A 16,258-nucleotide genomic window follows, 5' to 3' on the forward strand; every position below is an offset into this window, starting at 1 on the left:
TTCACGCACAGCCGCGCCGAAGGGCCGCTCAGGAGGTTCGAGGCCTCCCGAGCGGCCCTTCGACGACGCGGTGGTGGATCAGAAGTTGGGCTGCACGTACAGGTCGTACGCCCAGGGGATCACGTTGGAGGGATAGCACATCCATCCATCCCAGTCCCCGGCGATCTGGCCGTGGTGACCGCTGATCCCGCACTCCTCTTGGTTCGGATACGTTTTGAAGTACTCGTAGTCCGAGGCCTGCGCCGCTCCCGCGGTCACGGCGCTGAACGAAACGAAGGCCGCGACAGCGGCTCCGGCGACGGCGAACCGCCGCAAGGTGTTCTTCATGTTTTCCCCAGTGTCCTGACTCGACAATCCCGAAAACCGGACGGCCGGAGATTAGCGGACACCGGGATCACCGCGTGATCAAACGCCGAACTCGCGTGATCGAAGGCGTAACTCGCGTGCTTGGAGACGTAACTCGTCCAATCACGCGAGTTACGCGTCCAATCACGCGAGTTACGCGTTCAAGCACGTGAGTTACGCCCGGGATCAGACGCCCGCCCAGGCCGCCAGCATCACGCGCGCGATCGACGAGTTCCCGGGCAGCACCAGCTGCCGGGTGCCGCCGGCGATCGGCGTCGGCACGGCGCCCGCGTTCCGCAGCTGACTGTTCGCGAAAGCGGCCCGCACCTCCTCGCGCGAAACCCAGAACGCCTCTTCGATCTCGCCCTCCGCGGGCACGATCGTCGACGCGATGTCGGCCCGCGCGGTGAAGCCGAGCATGATCGACCGCGGGAACGGCCACGGCTGGCTGCCGAGATAACGCACATCGCGCACCTCGACGCCGACCTCTTCACGGATCTCCCGCTCGACACAGCCTTCGAGCGACTCCCCCGCCTCGACGAAACCGGCGAGGATCGAATACCGGTCCGGCGGCCAGATCGGCTGCCGCGCCAGCAGGACGTGCTCACCGTTGACGCCGGCGTCGTCGTGCACGAGACAGATCACCGCTGGGTCGGTGCGCGGGTACTCTTCCCGGCCGCAGCCGGTGCACTTGCTCGCCCAGCCCAGCTGGATCAGCTCGGTCGGGCTGCCGCAGCGCGTGCAGAACTTCGCCTGCCGCCGCCAGGCCTGCAGCGCCTGCGCGGTGGTGAACAGCCCGGCCGACGTGTCGTCGAGCAGGTCGCCGTAGCCGCGCAGGTCGACCCAGATCTCGCCGTCGCGGCGCTGGACCTGTTCGATGACGCCCCAGCTGCCCGCCATTTCGACGGTCTCGGTCTCCCCGGCGGGGCGGCCCGGCATCGACCAGTAGTCGGTGCCCTGCCACTCCCCCAGGAAGACCGCGTCGGCGGGCGGCTCGGTGCCGAAGTCCTGCGACTTGCGGGTCGCGAGCGTGCCGGAACCCTCCACCACCGGGGTGCGCGCGTGCTCGTCGAGCAGCACGATCCGGGCGTTCGGCCAGCGCTCGGCGAGCCTGTCCGGGTTGGTGCGCAAGGATTCCTGACGGTCCGCCGTGGAGCGCGAAAGCGTCGGGAGCGCCCCCAACCCGAACGGCGTCTCCATCAGGAGGGCTCCCCGACGGTCACGTCACCCAGCGCCGTCAGCTTCGGCGCGAGGACCTCGGCGTCGCCGACGACGACCCCGGTGAACCGCTTGGGCGCGAAGAACTCCAGCGCCGCGTTCGCCACGTCTTCGGCGGTGACCGCGGCGAGGCGCTCCGGGTGTCCGGCCAGCCATTCGACGCCCAGCCCCGTCGCGGCGAGCGCGGACAGCTGCGCGGCAAGGCCACCCTGCGACGACGCCGCCGTGACCAGCGAACCGATCGCGTACTGGCGCACCGACTCGACCTCGTCGGCGGTCGGCGGCACGAGGCCGAGCCTGGCCAGCTCGTACCGCGTCTCCAGGAGCGCGGCGGCGGTCGCGTCGGTCGCGGTGTCCGCGTCGACGTTCACCACGGCGGTCTGGTCGGTGAACTCGAAACCGGAGTGCGCGCTGTAGGTGTAACCCTTGTCCTCGCGGATGTTCTCGACCAGCCGCGACGAGAAGTACCCGCCGTACACGAGGTTCGCCAGCTGCAGCGCCGGATACCGCGGGTCCGTGCGCGACACGGTCTGCGCGGACAGCCGGATCTGCGACTGCACGGCACCGGCCCGCGGCACCAGCAGGACGTTGCCGCCGACGAGGTCGGGCAGCACGGGCAGGCGGACGGCGGAGCGGTCCGAAGCCCAGCCGCCGAACGCCTTCTCCAGGTCGCCGATGACGGTATCCGGGTCGATGTCGCCGACGATCACCAGCACGGATCCCCGCGGCAGCACCGAAGCCCGGTGCAGCGCGCGAACCTGTTCCGGCGTCACGACCGCCACGTCTTCGGCCTGCGGGACCTCGCGCACGGCCGGGTGGTCGCCGTAGCGGTGCTTCTGCAGCGCCTCGCGGGCGATAGTCCTCGGCTGGGTGCGGGAGACGGCGATCCGCTCGATGAGCCGCTCGCGTTCCCGCTCGACCTCGGCGTCCGCGTACGACGCGCCGGTGAGCGAGTCGGCGAGGACGTCGAGCATCGTCGGCAGGCCGTCGGCCAGCGAGGTACCGGTGATGATCAGGCGCTCCGGGTCGACACCGGAGGCGAGGTCGCCGCCGATCAGCGCGAGGTCCGCGTCGATCTCGATGCGGTCGCGGCGGGCGGTGCCGGTCAGCAGGGTTTCGGCCAGTACCTCGGCGGTCGCCGGGTGCAGCTTGTCTTCACCGGCGAACGGGATCCAGACGCGCAGCTCGACCAGCGGCACGGTGGGCTTGCGGACGGCGAGCACCCGCAGCCCGTTGCTCAGCGTGGTGTCCACATGGGACAGATCGGCGGCGGCGCGCTGTGTCCCCAGCGAAGGGACCGGACGCGGCCCGGCGGCCGTGCGGCCGATCTCCTCGGCGGTGCGGTGCGGTGCGCTCACTGCTCGGTACCTTCCTGGTCTGAAGATCCACTACCGGGGCGGACGACGAGCACGGCGCGCGAATCCGGCCGCAGCGCCTTCGCCGCCGCCGAAACGGCCTCCCCGGTGATCGCCGAGATCTTCTCGGCGAGCCGGTACACCAGCGAAGCGTCGCCGTAGAGCAGCTCGAACGAGCCGAGGGCCAGCGTGCGGGACACCAGCTTGTCGTGCTCGGAGTGCAGGCTCGCGGCCCAGCGCGCGGTGACCTTCTTGATCTCCTGGTCTTCCGGCGGCGTGGCCGCCAGCTTCTCCAGTTCCTCGTCCAGCGCGGCGAGGACCTGGTCGGTGCCGACCTCGTGCGGGTGGATCGCGGTGATGGTGAACGTGTCCGGGTCGCGGGCCTCGAACGGCCCGAACAGCCCGGCGCCCGCGCCGATGTCGACGACCAGCGGCTCACGGTGCACCAGGCGCTGCTGCAGGCGGGAGCCGTCGCCGTCGGTCAGCACGCCGGCGAGCACGAGGTTCGCCAGGTAGCCGTCGAGGTCGTTGATCGGGTCCGGCATGCGGTAGCCGACGCCGACCGCGGGCAGCGGGGCGTGCGGGTCCACGTGCTCGCCGCGCAGCTCGCCCTCGGGGGCGGGCTCGGCGAACGACGGACGCTGCGGCGCGGGCCGGTGCGGCACGTCGCCGAAGTGCTTCTCGATCAGCTCGCGGGCCTCCTCGACGGTGAAGTCACCGGCGACGGTCAGCACCGCGTTCGCGGGCGAGTAGTAGGTGTCGAAGAAGGCCGCGCAGTCGTCGAGGGTGGCCTGTTCGAGATCCTCGAAACCGCCGTAACCGTTGTGCGCGTTGGGGAACGTGGAGTAGAGCACCGGCGGGAGCAGGATCCACGGGAACCCGCCGTACGGCCGGTTCAGCACGTTGAGGCGGATCTCCTCCTTGACCACGTCGATCTGGTTGGCCAGGTTCTCCTGCGTCAGCTTCGGCGCCCGCATCCTGTCCGCTTCGAGGAACAGGGCGCGCTCGAGAGCCGCGGCGGGGAGGACCTCGAAGTAGTCCGTGTAGTCCGGATGGGTGGAGCCGTTGAAGCTGCCACCACTCGACTGGACGTACCGGAAGTGCGCGAGCTTCTCCAGGCTCTCGCTCCCCTGGAACATCAAATGCTCGAAGAGGTGCGCGAAACCGGTGCGCCCTTCGGGCTCGGAACGGAAGCCCACGTCGTAGTGGACGCTGACACCCACCACCGGAGCGGTCGCGTCGGGCGCGAGCACCACGCGCAGACCGTTGTCGAGGGTGAATCGGACAAGCTCGGGATCGGCCATGCGCACCACCCTACGGGCTACTCAGGCCTCCAGGCGACGACCCTGGCGGGTCGCGGCGAAGGTTCCCACTAGCGCGGCCGTGAAGTCGCTCACCCGCTCGATCGCGACCTCGCCGCCGTCTTCCTTGCCGTACCAGTAGATCTTGGGCGGACCCTTGAGCTCGGCGAATCCGGCGACCCAGGTTTCCTGTTCGCCGAGAGCGAGCGCGTACGGCAGCGCCCGGGAAAGCAGCACCTCGCGTTCGAGCTTCGGGACGGCCGCCGGCTTGGTCGCCAGCAGCGCGTCACGGACGCCGAGCAGCCGCCGGTGCAGCACGACACCGGCGCCGGTGCGCACCGGCAGCCACCGGGCGGCGACGGCGAGTACCGCGCCCGCGGTGATGACGATCAGGCCGAGCTGGGCGTAGCCGACGGTCAAGGCCAGCAGGACGGTGAGGAACAGGCCGTAGCAGCAGATCCGCAGGCCGGCCCGGGGCAGCCTGCCGGGCAGCCGCGAGTACCAGCGGCGCTCGACGACGCTGTCGTCCAGCGCCTCGCGCACCGTTTCGATCCCGATCCGCGCCGACTGGATCTCCGACAGCAGCACGGACTCGCGTTCGCCGGGCAGCAGCGCGTCGAAGACAGCGCGTTCGCAGGCGGTCAGCTGGTCGTCCGGCGGGTTGCGGCGGACGAGCCGCCAGCCGGTCAGCTCGCCTGGCTCCTCGCTCACCCAGAGGTAGTTCCGGACGGCGAGGTCGACGACCGTCGCGGCGAGGTCGACGGCGTCGGCGCGACCTGTGAGGACGGTTCCGACCTGGCCGGGCAGCACTCCGTCGGGTGAGGTGAACGCCTTCCCGGCGAGCAAGCGGACTGGGAGCGCGTCTCCAGGGTGTTCGTCCCGCCTCCGCAGCAGGACCAGCGCCACCGCGGCCGCGACCAGCGCGAGCGCGAAGCCGAACCAGGCCCAGCCGACCGGAGCGGTGAGCACGAACGCCCCGGCGAAGGTCTTCGACGGCTCCAGGCGCGCGTTCGCCGGGACGGTCCCGCCGGGCAGCTCCACCGAGATCTCCATCCGCTGCCCGGCCGCGAGGTTCTGCTGGCTGAACCTGGTCAGCCCGGAATGCGCGATCTGGGCGGTACCGCAGCGCACGCGAGACCCCTCGGGTCCGGCGTGACAGATGACGGCGTTCGGGACGGACGGCGCGGCGAAGCTCGCCCGCACGAGCTCGAGCCGGGTGTCCCAGCCACCCGCGAGCTGCCAGCTCACCTTGGTCAGGCCGTCGGCTTCGGAGACCGCACCGTCCACTGTGTACCTGACGATCGAGGTGCCGCCCTTGAGCTTGACGGTGAACTCGTCGTCGGTCAGCTCGGCGTTTCCCGCGCCCTCGATGACGACGTCGCGGATGCCGATGATCCGGTCACGGTCGTTCGGGGCCGCGGTGCGGAGCGGGATCCGGCGGGTCATCGTCGCCTCGCTCGGCACGGACACCGCCTCGACGACCGAGAGCGCGCCGTCGCGTTCCACCTTGAGCGAGATCTCCGCGCTGTTCGGCAGCGAGGGCAGCTGCGGTTCGCCTTGCGCTCCCGCCGGTGCCGCGCCCAGCACCAGCAGGAGACCGACCAGCAAGCAGATCTTCACGTCAGGCGGGGACCGGTTCGGGACGGAGCGAGCGCAGGTGCCCGGATTCGGCGAGCAGACCGTCCAAAGCGGACAGGAACGACGGCAGGTGCGCGGCGAACCGGCGCAGGTCCCGGTCGCCTTCGAGACCGCCGAACCAGTACAGCCCGGCCGAGCCGTCCGCCGACGGGTCGAGCCCTTCGAACGTCCGGAGCCAGCGCTCGGCGTCACCGAGCACGATGGCGTACGGCAGCGATCGCGAGAACACCATTTCCCGGTCCGCCACCGGGATGTCGGCGACCTTGACGGTGTGCAGGTACTCGAGCAGCCCGCGCACCTGGCCGACCAGTCGCCTGCCGCGCGAGGTCCGCGGCGGCACCCACGAAGCGCCCAGCAGCGCGGCCACGCCGGCGAGCACGGCCGCGACGCCGAGCAGCGCGTGCCCGACGGTGAACGTCAGGACGGCGATGCCCACGAGGCCGAGCGCGATCAGGCCGAGCCCCGCCCACGTGAGCTTGCCCTTGCCCTTGTCCGGACGGCAAGAGAACCAGCCCTTGCGCACCACGTCGGCGTACATCGCCTCGCCCGCGACACGGAGATCGACGGTGCCGCGGCCCCGGAGTTCCGACAGCAGCACGGAATCGGTGCCCTCGGGCAGGATCGCGGTGTAGATCTCGCGTTCGAAGGCCGCGAGGTGCTCGTCCGGCGCGTTGCGGCGCGCGATCCGCCAGTCGACCGTGCCCGCGCCGCGGACCTCGGCGATCCACAGGTAGTTGCGGACGGCGAGGTCGACCACCGTGCCGCTGACGTCCACGACGTCGACCGTCTCGTCGACGACCGTGCCGACCTGTCCCGGCAGGACACCGTCGGGCGAGGCGAACGAGACCCGGTCGCCGTCGCGCATGAGGACGTCGACCGGACCGGTGCCCGCGGTGAGCGCGGCCTTGTCGCGACGGCGCAGCAGCCAGATGGCGAGCGCGCCGAGCACCAGGATCAGTGCCAGCGCACCGAAACCGAGGCCGGCGAGGGTGGTGAGGGCGAACGCGCCGCCGACCGTGGCGATCTGCTCGAAGCGCGCGTTCGCGGGCACCGTGCCTGCCGGGAGCTGGACGGCGATGTCGACCCGTTCACCCGCCGGGAGTTTGTCCTGCTCGACGCGGACGACGCCGCTGTGGTCGGTCTCCGCGAGCGAACACTGCCTGTCCGAACCGAGCGGCCCGGCGAAACAGTCCACTGTGGGCGTTTCGCGCGTCGGCGCGCTGAACGAAGCGGACACCCGGGACAGCTCGCCGTCCCAGCCGCTCGCGACCTGCCAGCGGACCTGCTGCGCGCCGGCGACGTCCGCGACCGCTCCGTCCACTTTGTACTTGAGGGTGGACGCGCCGCCGTCGAAGGTGGCGACCAGCTGTTCGCCGTTCGGCTCCGCCTTGCCCGCGCCCTCGACCGAGACGTCACGGACGACGTACACGCGGTCCTGATCTTCGCCTGCGGGAACCTTCAAGGGAATCCGGCGCACGAGCTGCTGTCCACCCGGGACGGTCACCTGCTCGGTGATCGACAGCGAACCGTCGCGTTCCACCTTCACCGCGACGTTCGCGGCCGCGCCGGACGGCGGCTGGAGGAGCCCGAGCTGACCGCGCGCGCCGATCGGCGGCGGCTTCGGCAGCTGCGGCGCGTTCGTCAGCGAAGGGCCCGCCGCGGGCGCCTCCGGAACGTTCGTATCCGACGGCGGGGCCATCAAGGCCGAGCTCGCCGCGACGGCCACGACCGCCGTCCCCCATTTCGTCAACACAGCCACACACTCTAGGGCAGCCGATCTATGCTGACCGCCGAAACGCCGAATCCGCCACCTGGGCGAACGGCGTTGCCGAACGCATGGGGGATCCACTCGATGAACCAGCAGCCGCCCGGCCCGCCTGATCCGCGGCGCCGGCCGACTCCGCCGCCACGACCACCGCAAGGTGGCCGTCCGCTTCCGCCGCCGGGAGCTCGTCCGCTGCCACCGCGCGGCGGCCGGCCGATGCCCCCGCCGAACCGGCCGGGCCCCGTCCCGCCCGGTCGTCCCCGGCCGCCGGTTTCGCAGCCGCCGCCGTTCCGTCCGGGTCCGCCGAGTGGTGGCCTGCCGCTGCCCCCGCCGGGCGCGGCTCCGCTGCCGCCGCCGCGGATCGGCGCGCCGGTCCCGTTCCGGCCCGGCGCCGTCGGCCCGCCGCAGCTTCCGTACGGCCCGCGTTTCGCGCAGCCCGCGTTCACTCCTTACGGGGGATACCAAGCCAAGAAGTCGAACGGCGGGGTGATCGCGGCGGTCGCGATCGTGGCGCTGATGGCGGTGATGGGCGGGCTGCTCATGGTGGTCACCATCGCCGGCGGCGGGTCGCGCCAAGTCGCGGACGTCGGGTACTCGAGCTATCCCACGACCTCCACTTCGGACTACACGACGACGACCACGTCCAGTGACACGTCGACCACGAGCACCCGTTCGCGCGAGACGACCGCTTCACGCGAGACTTCGACGGGCTCGACCCGCGAGACGTCGGCCAGCCGCACGCCCTCCGGCCCGCGGCCGGTCCTCAAACTGGCGGACAACCCGCTGTGGCTCGATTCCCGGGTCGGCTTGCCGAACCAGCCGTGCAACCTCGCGCGCTGGGCGAACAACCCGGACGCGGCGGCGGCCTTCTTCGAGAGCGCGCGGCCCTGTCTGGACAGCGTCTGGCGGCAGGTCATGGACTACACGAAGCTGCCGTTCCGGGTCCCGACCGTGAAGTACCCGTCCGGCAAGAACTGGTCGAGCCCCTGCGGCGACGCCAGCAATGGTTCCGTGGCGGCGTTCTACTGCTCGCAGAACGAGACGCTTTACATGCCCTACGAAGGCCTCCAGGTCTCCCAGTACGGCAACCGGCCGGGGGTCTATCTGGCCGTCTACGCCCATGAGTACGCGCACCACATCCAAGCGCTATCCGGTATTTCGGAGGCCTATTGGACCGCCCGGTACGAAGCGGGCACCGATTCGGCGGCGGGACTGGAGATGTCGCGGCGCAACGAGCTTTCGGCGCAGTGTCTTTCCGGGACGTTCCTGGGTTCCACGGTGGGCCGCGGCGGCTCGGTCGATCAGGCGATGTACCGCGACGCCTGGCAGACCCAGGACCGCGGCGACCGCGACGGCGGCCCGCGCGACCACGGTTCCGACGCGCACGCGGTGTCGTGGTGGCAGCACGGCGCGCAGAAGAACCGGATGTTCGAGTGCAACACCTGGGCGGCCAAGCCGGCCGACGTTTCCTGACCCGCGCTGAGGTTTCGTAAGTACATGAAGGCCCCCTTCCTTGCGTCTAGCGCAAGGAAGGGGGCCTTCATGTACTGCGCGCGGCCACTCACGGACTTCTCTCAGCGCGGGTCAGCCCGGTGGCGCGAAGGGGTTCTCCGGAGCCGGTTCCGAGGGGGCTTCCGGCCGGGCGACCGGTGCGGGAGCGGCCGGAGCGACCGCCTGCGGATAAGCCTGTCCGTACTGGACCGCCGGCTGGAGCTTCGCCTGATCCCGCCGCCGTCGCTCGGCCAGCACGGCCGACAGGTACGCCCAGGACGGCACCCCCGGCGGCACCGGCGCCCCGATCGCCGCCGCGACCTGCTGGGCGAGCCCGTACCCGAGCGCCTCGACCGCTTCGGGGCGGAGCTCGCTCGTCCGGCTCAGGTACTGGCGGACGGCCAGCGCGAGGTCGTTCGAAAGCCGGGTCAGGTCCAGCTGCGAGGCCCAGTACGCCAGCTGCGGCGGCATCCCGACATACGGTGTCCTGGCGGCGGGCATGCGTTCCCGGATCACCAGCGTGCCGGCGAGGTAGTCGCCGACGCGGCGGCCGTTGGGCGACAGCAGCGACGTGACCACCGCCACGACACCGAGCATCCCGAGCGCCCAGAAGTCGATGAAGAACCCGGCCAGCCCGCGGACCAGCGCGTGCCGGAACCGCACCGGGCCGCCGTCGGTGCGGACCACCCGCAGGCCGAGCGCCATCTTCCCGAGGGTGCGGCCGCGGCTCAGTGTCTCGAAGATCACCGGATAGCCGACCATGATCAGCACGACGGTCACCAGGAACAGGGTCAGCGCCAGCGCTTCGTCACCGAACGCGGCGACCTGGCTCAGCACCAGCATCGCGACGATCAGGGCGACGAGCTGGAGGGCGACGTCGAGCATCATGGCGAGCCCGCGGCTGGCCAGTTTCGCCGCGCGGACGTCCAGGACGACGGCCTCGCCGGTGACGAGTTCGGACTCTTGTTCCACCGGGCAAGCGTAGTGACGAATAGGCTGGGCGACCAAGGACGATGGCCGGGAGGGCTCCGAGTTGGACGTGGACGTGTTCGTCGCCGCGCATCAGGCCGAATGGAATCGGCTGCGCGAGCTCGTCGGCCGCGCCGGGAAGCTCAGCGGCCCGGACGCCGACGAGCTGGTGACGCTGTACCAGCGCGTCGCGACGCATCTGTCGATCATCCGCTCGGTCGCGCCCGATCCCGTGCTCGTCGCGCAGCTGTCCGGCCTGGTCGCGAAGGCGCGCTCCGCCGTCACCGGCTCGCACAGTCCGGCCTGGCGCGAATTCGGTCTCTTCTTCACCCAGCGGTTCCCGGCGGCCCTGTACCTGAGCCGGCGCTGGTGGCTCGCGTCGGCGGCGGCGTCGATCGCGGTGATGGCGATCGCGGCGGTGTGGATCGCCGGTGACCCGCAGGTGCTCGCGTCGCTGGCCTCGCCGGAGGAGTTCAAGGACCTGACCGCGCCGGGCGGGAAGTACGAGACGTACTACTCGTCCGACCCCGCGGGCTCCTTCGCCGCGCGGGTCTGGACCAACAACGCGTGGGTGGCGGCGACCTGCCTGTTCCTCGGCGTGGTGCTGGGGGTCCCGGTGATCTACGCGCTCTGGGCGAACTCGCTGAACCTCGCGATCGGTGCGGCGCTGATGTCCTCGGCCGGGCGGCTCGACGTGTTCTTCGGCCTGATCCTGCCGCACGGCCTGCTGGAACTGACCGCGGTGTTCGTCGCCGCCGGGACGGGACTGAAGCTCGGCTGGACGGTCATCGACCCGGGACGCCGTTCCCGGACGGCGGCGCTCGGCGAACAGGGCCGGTCGGTCGTGGTGATGGCGCTGGGGCTGACCGTGGTGCTGCTGATCTCCGGCGTGATCGAAGGGTTCGTGACGCCGTCGGGCCTGCCGACCTGGGCACGCATCGGAATCGGAGTAGTCGCCGAGGTCGCGTTCTTACTGTACGTGTTCGTCGTCGGGCGTCGCGCCGCGAAAGCGGGCGAAGTGGGTGATGTCGACTGGCGATACGCTGGAGATTCTCGACCGGAAGCCGGCTGACCTGGTTAGCTCCTTTCATGGGGAGAAAACGGTTACGCGTCTTCGCGATCGTCGTCCTGTCCGTCCTCGCCTCGACGCTCCTCGTCGGCGCGTCACAGGCTCAAACCGTGTCCGCGCCGTCCGGCAAGCTGAACTGGGTGGTGAGCGTCGGCGGGTTCCGGACCGACGCCGACCGTAATTACGTCCGCCTCGGCTATCTCGTGTTCAACCCGGCCGACAACACCGTCGCGCACAACTTCTGGACCTGGAGCCAGGCGGGCTTCCCCGTCCCGGTCGACAGCGGCGACGTCTACTACTGCGGAGACTGGGCACCGGGTACCAATCCCCGCAACAACTGCCCGATCAAGACCGCGCCCGGCTTCACCGGCGCGCCGAACGGCCACTTCACCGGCACCTACGCCGAGACCTCCGGGCAGGTGGCCATCACCTGGACCCGCAGCACCGTCGACGGCACCACCACCGCCGTCGACCTCAAAGAGACGTGGGCGGTCTCGGAGACCCGGCCGGGTCTCGGCCGCCTGCAACTCGTGAGCGACGACTACTCGATCACCAGCGGCATCGCCTACGGCAGCAACGCCTCCCTCGCGCAGACCAGCAAGGCCCCGATGAGCTCGGTCCGCGCGACCCAACGGTCGTACCTGCTCGAAGGACAGGGCGTGAACCGCCGCGCGATCACGAACTGGACCCGCGGCGGCAGCGGCGCCCTCGGCGTCGGCCCGGGGTGGAACCAATGCGACGACGGCTCCTGCCTCGGGTTCGTGCAGTACGACTCCGGATGCGACCCGTCCTCCTGCTGCCCCGCCGGCCCCGGATACGAGGCCTGCGCGAAGAAGATCGTCGACACCGGTGACAGGCGGTTCTACTACCTGAGCGACGCTTTCGGCGGACGGCGCAACAGCTACGAGTTCTGGTGCGAATGCCTGTCCTACAACGGTTGCTACCTCGGGAACAGCCACGTGCGGCCGCTCCTGCAGGTGATCGACGACGCGGGCGCGTTCCAAGGCTGGGTCGGCGCCGAGGTCAGCCCCGACCGGAGCGGTTCACGGGATCCCTCGGGTGAGTACTACTCGAGTTTCGCCCTGGTGGCGTAGTTCCGCATGGGTCAGGTTGGTCGTGAGCGGCGTTTCGGGTTAGAACACGAATCGCCACTCACGACCAACCCGGCCGTAGCTCAACAGGTGCAGCTGCCTTCGAAGGTGATGGTGTTCCCGTCCTCCAGGCTCGCGCTGCCCGTGAACCGGATCTCGAACTCGCCGGGTTCGGTCAGGACGATCTTCGGACTCGCCGCAGAGCCATCGGCCGCGGTCTTCGCGGTCGCCGTCTCGGCGCCGCCTTCGAAGATCAGCACGTTCTTCGGCCGTGCCGCGCGGACGAAGAAGTTCACCGGCACGTCGGCCGCGGGCTGGCCGTTCTCGCCGACCACGCGCACCACGAACGGCTGACCGGGTGTCTTCGTCGACAGCCGCTGCCCGTTGCCCGACAGGATCGCGAGCGTCCGCACACCGGCCGCCCAGGTGTTGGAGAGTCCGGACAGCGAACACACCTCCTGGTACAGCCGGGCCCCGACGACCGGCGACTCCGCGGTCAGGCACCGGGCCGTCGCCACGTTCGCCAGCAGCACCAGCCCGGGCAGCCCGGCGTTGCGGCGCCATTGCTGGTGACGGTCCTTGCCGTCGCACGCCACGAGTTTGACGCCGACCCCGTCGACCGGGCTGATCGCCGCCAGGCACTGTCCACTCGCGACATGCTTGTACGAAAGCGCGGCCTTGTCGTACACCCACTGCGCGTTGGCGTCCTTCGCGTCGGCGAGCGCGAGCTTGCCGTCGGCCGCGGCCAAGGAGATCGTGCCGCCCCCGTCGGCGAGGTAGACCGGCGTTCCGGCGGGCTGCGCGGAAGCGGGCGACCCCGGCAGCATCACCGAAACCACCGCTAGGAACAGCACGAACCTGCGCAAGACTGGCCCCTATCCTGTCGGTCCGGATCTCCCTCCGAGCTAACCGCCCGCGACCGTCGTCGCCAACCGGCACCACTCCATCGGGTTCAGCCGAACCGCACGTGGGTCTGCCACAGCTCGAACAGATCGAGGTCACCGACGACGTCCCCGGCGTCCCGGCGCTGGTAGAGCGCCAGCAACAGATCCGTCAGCGAGCCACGCACGGTCACCGCGGCGCCGCGCCGTCCCCGCTCCCAGGTGACCGCCGAGCCGTCGAGGTCGAGGAACCACGCGTGCTCCCCCGCCTCGAAACCGACCGACCGGCCCGCCCCGAGGATCTCCCGTTTCTCCGGCCTGAGCTCGAAGTGCAGGGGCAGCGCTTCGAGTTCCATCCACTCGTCGATCGCGTCGAGCACGACTTCGGGCGTGGCGTGGAACTCCTTCCCCGCGGCCAGAGTCGCGTCAGCGCGGTGGACGAGCGTCTCGTGGGTGAAGCGGCGCGCGTAGAACGACGCGGTCCGGTAGTGGAACGGCACCCAGACCTCAGCGTCCGGTCCCGCTTCCCGCAGCGCCGACGCCAGCCGGGTGGCCCCGTCCACCAGCCACGACCCGGGCAGCCGTCCGGAATCGTCGCCGTCCACCCGGCGCACCCGGTCGTCGGGCACCGGCGCGGTCGCCCGGCTCCGGACGATCTCGTCCGCCCATCGATGCCCGGCGCCGAGATGCCGCACCAGCGCGCCCAACGTCCAGCCTGGACAGGACGGCACGGGCGTCGTCAGGTCGGCGTCGGCCAGTTCGGTCGCGAGCAGTTCGGCCTGGGTGACGATCTCCGCGCAGTGCCGGTCGAAATCCATCGGTTCCTCCTGATGATCGGTTCACCAGGTGGTCGGAGCCGCTTCACGGTTCTCGACATCACAGCCGTCCGGCCGCCTTCAACGCGAGATACCGGTCCGCCAGCCGCGGCGGCAGGTCCCCGGGCACCGCGTCGACGACCTCGACCCCGTGCCGCGCCAGCCGCGCGGTGACCTGGCGTCGTTCGGCCAGCACGCGCTCGGCCGCGGCCGCGTCGTAGACGGCTTCCGCGTCACCGCGGCCCGCCGCCATCTCGGCGACCCGCGGGTCCGCCACCGAAGCGATCATCAGCTGGTGCCGCGAGGTCAGCTTCGACAGCACCGGGAACAGGCCTTCTTCCAGCGGTGCCGCGTCCAGCCCGGTCAGCAGGACGACCAGCGCGCGCCGCCGGGTCCGCCGCAGCACCTCCGCGACCATCCCCCGCGCGTCGGTCTCGACCAGCGACGATTCGAGTGGCGCCATGGCGTTCACCAAGGCGGGCAACAACTCCGTCGATCCCTGGACCGCGGCGTGGACCTGCCGGTCGTAGGCGAGGAGGTCGACGCGGTCACCCGCCCGGGCGGCGAGCACGGCCAGCAGCAGGGCCGCGTCCATCGCCGCGTCGAGCCGGGGCGCGTCCCCGACCCGGCCCGCCGAAACGCGGCCGGTGTCGAGCACCAGCACCACGTGCCGGTCACGTTCCGGGCGCCAGGTCCGCACCATGACGTCGGACGCGCGCGCCGAAGCCCGCCAGTCGATAGACCGGACGTCGTCACCGATCACGTATTCGCGCAGGGAGTCGAATTCCGTGCCCTGGCCCCGGATCAGCACCGCGTTGCGGCCGTCGAGCTGCTGCAGCCGCGCGAGCCGCGAAGGCAGGTGCTTGCGGCTGTGGAACGGCGGCAGCACCCGCACGGTCCATGGCACGTCGTGCGAACCCTGCCGCGCGGCGAGCCCCAGCGGCCCGGTCGACCGGACGGTCACCCTCGCCGCGATCCGGTCGCCGCGCCGGGTCGGCAGTAGCCGCGTGGTCACGACGCGGCGTTCGCCAGGGGGCAACGTCAGCCGGTGCCGGTCGTCCGCGCCGGCGCTGGGCGGCCAGGCATCCCGTAGCCACGCGCGCACGGGACGGCCGCCGGGATTGGCCACGGTGAGCGTGACCTCGCACGCCTCCCCCAGCCGCACCGACGTCGCGCCGGAGCGCGCGAATTCCAGCCGCCGCACGCTCCCGGCGAGCAGGAGGTCCAGCACCACCAACAAAAGCAGCACCGCCGCGGCCAGCCCGATCCCGGCCCACGAGGGCAGCAGGAAACCGACCGCCGGCGCCGCGAGGAGCGCCAGCAGCCCGAGCCGCCCGGTGACGGCCATCAGCGCGGAACGGGCACGGACGCGAGGACCCGGTCCAGCACGCCGTCGGCGGTCGCGCCTTCGAGTTCGGCCTCGGGCCGCAGGTCGAGCCGGTGCCGCAAAGCCGGACGCGCCAAGGCTTTGACGTCGTCCGGGGTGGCGTAGTCACGGCCCGCGAGCCAAGCCCACGCCCGGGTCGCGGCGAGCAACGCGGTCGCGCCACGCGGGGAGACACCGAGCCGCACCGACGGCAGCGACCGCGTCGCCCGGCAGACATCGACGATGTAGGCGAGCACCTCGGGGCGCACGGTGACTCCGGCGACCGCGCGCCGTGCGGCGTCGAGCTGGGCGGCCCCGGCGACCGGCGTGACGCCGGCGGCACCGAGGTCACGCGGGTCGAAACCCTGCGCGTGCCGGGAAAGAATGCCGAATTCGTCCTCACGGGACGGCATCGGCATGGTCAGCTTCAGCAGGAACCGGTCCAGCTGCGCCTCGGGCAGCGGGTACGTGCCCTCGTACTCGACCGGGTTCTGCGTCGCGATGACGATGAACGGGTCGGGCAGCGGCCGCGTCTTGCCGTCGCTGGAGACCTGACGCTCCTCCATCGCCTCCAGCAGCGAGGACTGCGTTTTCGGCGGCGTGCGGTTGATCTCGTCGGCCAGCAACAGGTTCGTGAACACCGGGCCTTCGCGGAACGAGAACTCCCCGCTGTGCGCGTCGTACACGATCGAACCGGTGATGTCGCCCGGCATGAGGTCCGGCGTGAACTGCACCCGCGTCGTCTCCAGGTCCAGCGCGGCCGCCAGTGCCCGCACCAGCAGGGTCTTCGCCACCCCGGGGACGCCTTCGAGCAGCACGTGCCCCCGGCACAGCAACGCGATGATGAGCCCGGTGACGGCCGCGTCGTTACCCACCACGGCCTTCCCGACCTCGGTACGCAGCGCGATCAGCGCCGCCCGCGCGTCGGCCGCGGCGTCCATATTGGACTGTTCG

The 16,258-nt window shown here is 71.0% G+C and carries 14 protein-coding genes; 3 read left to right on the forward strand and 11 right to left on the reverse strand.

The annotated features are described in order from the left end of the window. Positions 1-78: 78 nt before the first annotated feature. From NQK81_RS17160 to NQK81_RS17185, 6 genes are all read right to left on the reverse strand, one after another. Complete coding sequence (locus NQK81_RS17160; protein WP_257488993.1) at positions 79-327, reverse strand: hypothetical protein; 249 nt, start codon at positions 325-327, stop codon at positions 79-81. 204 nt (positions 328-531) lie between these two features. Beyond that, a complete protein-coding gene (gene nudC / locus NQK81_RS17165; protein ID WP_257488994.1) occupies positions 532-1,545 on the reverse strand; it encodes an NAD(+) diphosphatase in 1,014 nt (337 codons plus the stop codon). Then, on the reverse strand, positions 1,545-2,921 hold the full coding sequence (locus tag NQK81_RS17170) for a M16 family metallopeptidase (protein ID WP_257488996.1): 1,377 nt from the start codon (positions 2,919-2,921) through the stop codon (positions 1,545-1,547). Before NQK81_RS17170 ends, nudC begins: the two co-directional genes overlap by 1 nt. After that, positions 2,918-4,222 (reverse strand): M16 family metallopeptidase, encoded by a 1,305-nt coding sequence (locus NQK81_RS17175; RefSeq protein ID WP_192746527.1) that lies wholly within the window; start codon positions 4,220-4,222, stop codon positions 2,918-2,920. Before NQK81_RS17175 ends, NQK81_RS17170 begins: the two co-directional genes overlap by 4 nt. 21 nt (positions 4,223-4,243) lie before the next feature. Beyond that, complete coding sequence (locus NQK81_RS17180; RefSeq protein WP_257488997.1) at positions 4,244-5,839, reverse strand: DUF2207 family protein; 1,596 nt, start codon at positions 5,837-5,839, stop codon at positions 4,244-4,246. Between the two features lies 1 nt (position 5,840). Beyond that, a complete protein-coding gene (locus tag NQK81_RS17185) occupies positions 5,841-7,610 on the reverse strand; it encodes a DUF2207 family protein (RefSeq protein WP_257489777.1) in 1,770 nt (589 codons plus the stop codon). Positions 7,611-7,838: 228 nt separating this feature from the next. Between NQK81_RS17185 and NQK81_RS17190 the strand changes: the two genes are divergently transcribed. Continuing rightward, positions 7,839-9,095 (forward strand): neutral zinc metallopeptidase, encoded by a 1,257-nt coding sequence (locus NQK81_RS17190; RefSeq protein ID WP_257488998.1) that lies wholly within the window; start codon positions 7,839-7,841, stop codon positions 9,093-9,095. A gap of 111 nt (positions 9,096-9,206) precedes the next feature. On the opposite strand, the gene NQK81_RS17195 is transcribed toward NQK81_RS17190, so the two are convergent. Further along, positions 9,207-10,085: an RDD family protein gene (locus NQK81_RS17195; protein WP_257488999.1), complete on the reverse strand. Its 879-nt coding sequence runs from the start codon at positions 10,083-10,085 to the stop codon at positions 9,207-9,209. A 61-nt stretch (positions 10,086-10,146) separates the two neighbouring features. On the opposite strand from NQK81_RS17195, the gene NQK81_RS17200 reads away from it, so the two are divergent. Beyond that, complete coding sequence (locus tag NQK81_RS17200) at positions 10,147-11,154, forward strand: stage II sporulation protein M (protein ID WP_126736569.1); 1,008 nt, start codon at positions 10,147-10,149, stop codon at positions 11,152-11,154. Positions 11,155-11,171: 17 nt separating this feature from the next. Further along, positions 11,172-12,245, forward strand: a complete 1,074-nt coding sequence (locus tag NQK81_RS17205; RefSeq protein ID WP_257489000.1) for a hypothetical protein — start codon at positions 11,172-11,174, stop codon at positions 12,243-12,245. A gap of 80 nt (positions 12,246-12,325) precedes the next feature. Here NQK81_RS17205 and NQK81_RS17210 read toward each other — a convergent pair whose 3' ends face one another. The 4 genes from NQK81_RS17210 to NQK81_RS17225 form a co-directional block, all read right to left on the reverse strand. Further along, positions 12,326-13,108, reverse strand: a complete 783-nt coding sequence (locus NQK81_RS17210) for an RICIN domain-containing protein (protein ID WP_257489001.1) — start codon at positions 13,106-13,108, stop codon at positions 12,326-12,328. Between the two features lie 86 nt (positions 13,109-13,194). Then, complete coding sequence (locus NQK81_RS17215; RefSeq protein WP_257489002.1) at positions 13,195-13,941, reverse strand: maleylpyruvate isomerase family mycothiol-dependent enzyme; 747 nt, start codon at positions 13,939-13,941, stop codon at positions 13,195-13,197. Positions 13,942-13,999: 58 nt separating this feature from the next. Further along, a complete protein-coding gene (locus NQK81_RS17220) occupies positions 14,000-15,286 on the reverse strand; it encodes a DUF58 domain-containing protein (protein ID WP_257489003.1) in 1,287 nt (428 codons plus the stop codon). Continuing rightward, positions 15,286-16,245, reverse strand: coding sequence for an AAA family ATPase (locus NQK81_RS17225; protein WP_126736589.1), 960 nt, complete (start codon positions 16,243-16,245; stop codon positions 15,286-15,288). The genes NQK81_RS17220 and NQK81_RS17225 overlap by 1 nt, the downstream gene beginning before the upstream one ends. Between the last annotated feature and the right edge of the window lie 13 nt (positions 16,246-16,258).

This window comes from Amycolatopsis roodepoortensis (assembly GCF_024628825.1).
In the GTDB taxonomy this organism is placed as follows: domain Bacteria; phylum Actinomycetota; class Actinomycetes; order Mycobacteriales; family Pseudonocardiaceae; genus Amycolatopsis; species Amycolatopsis roodepoortensis.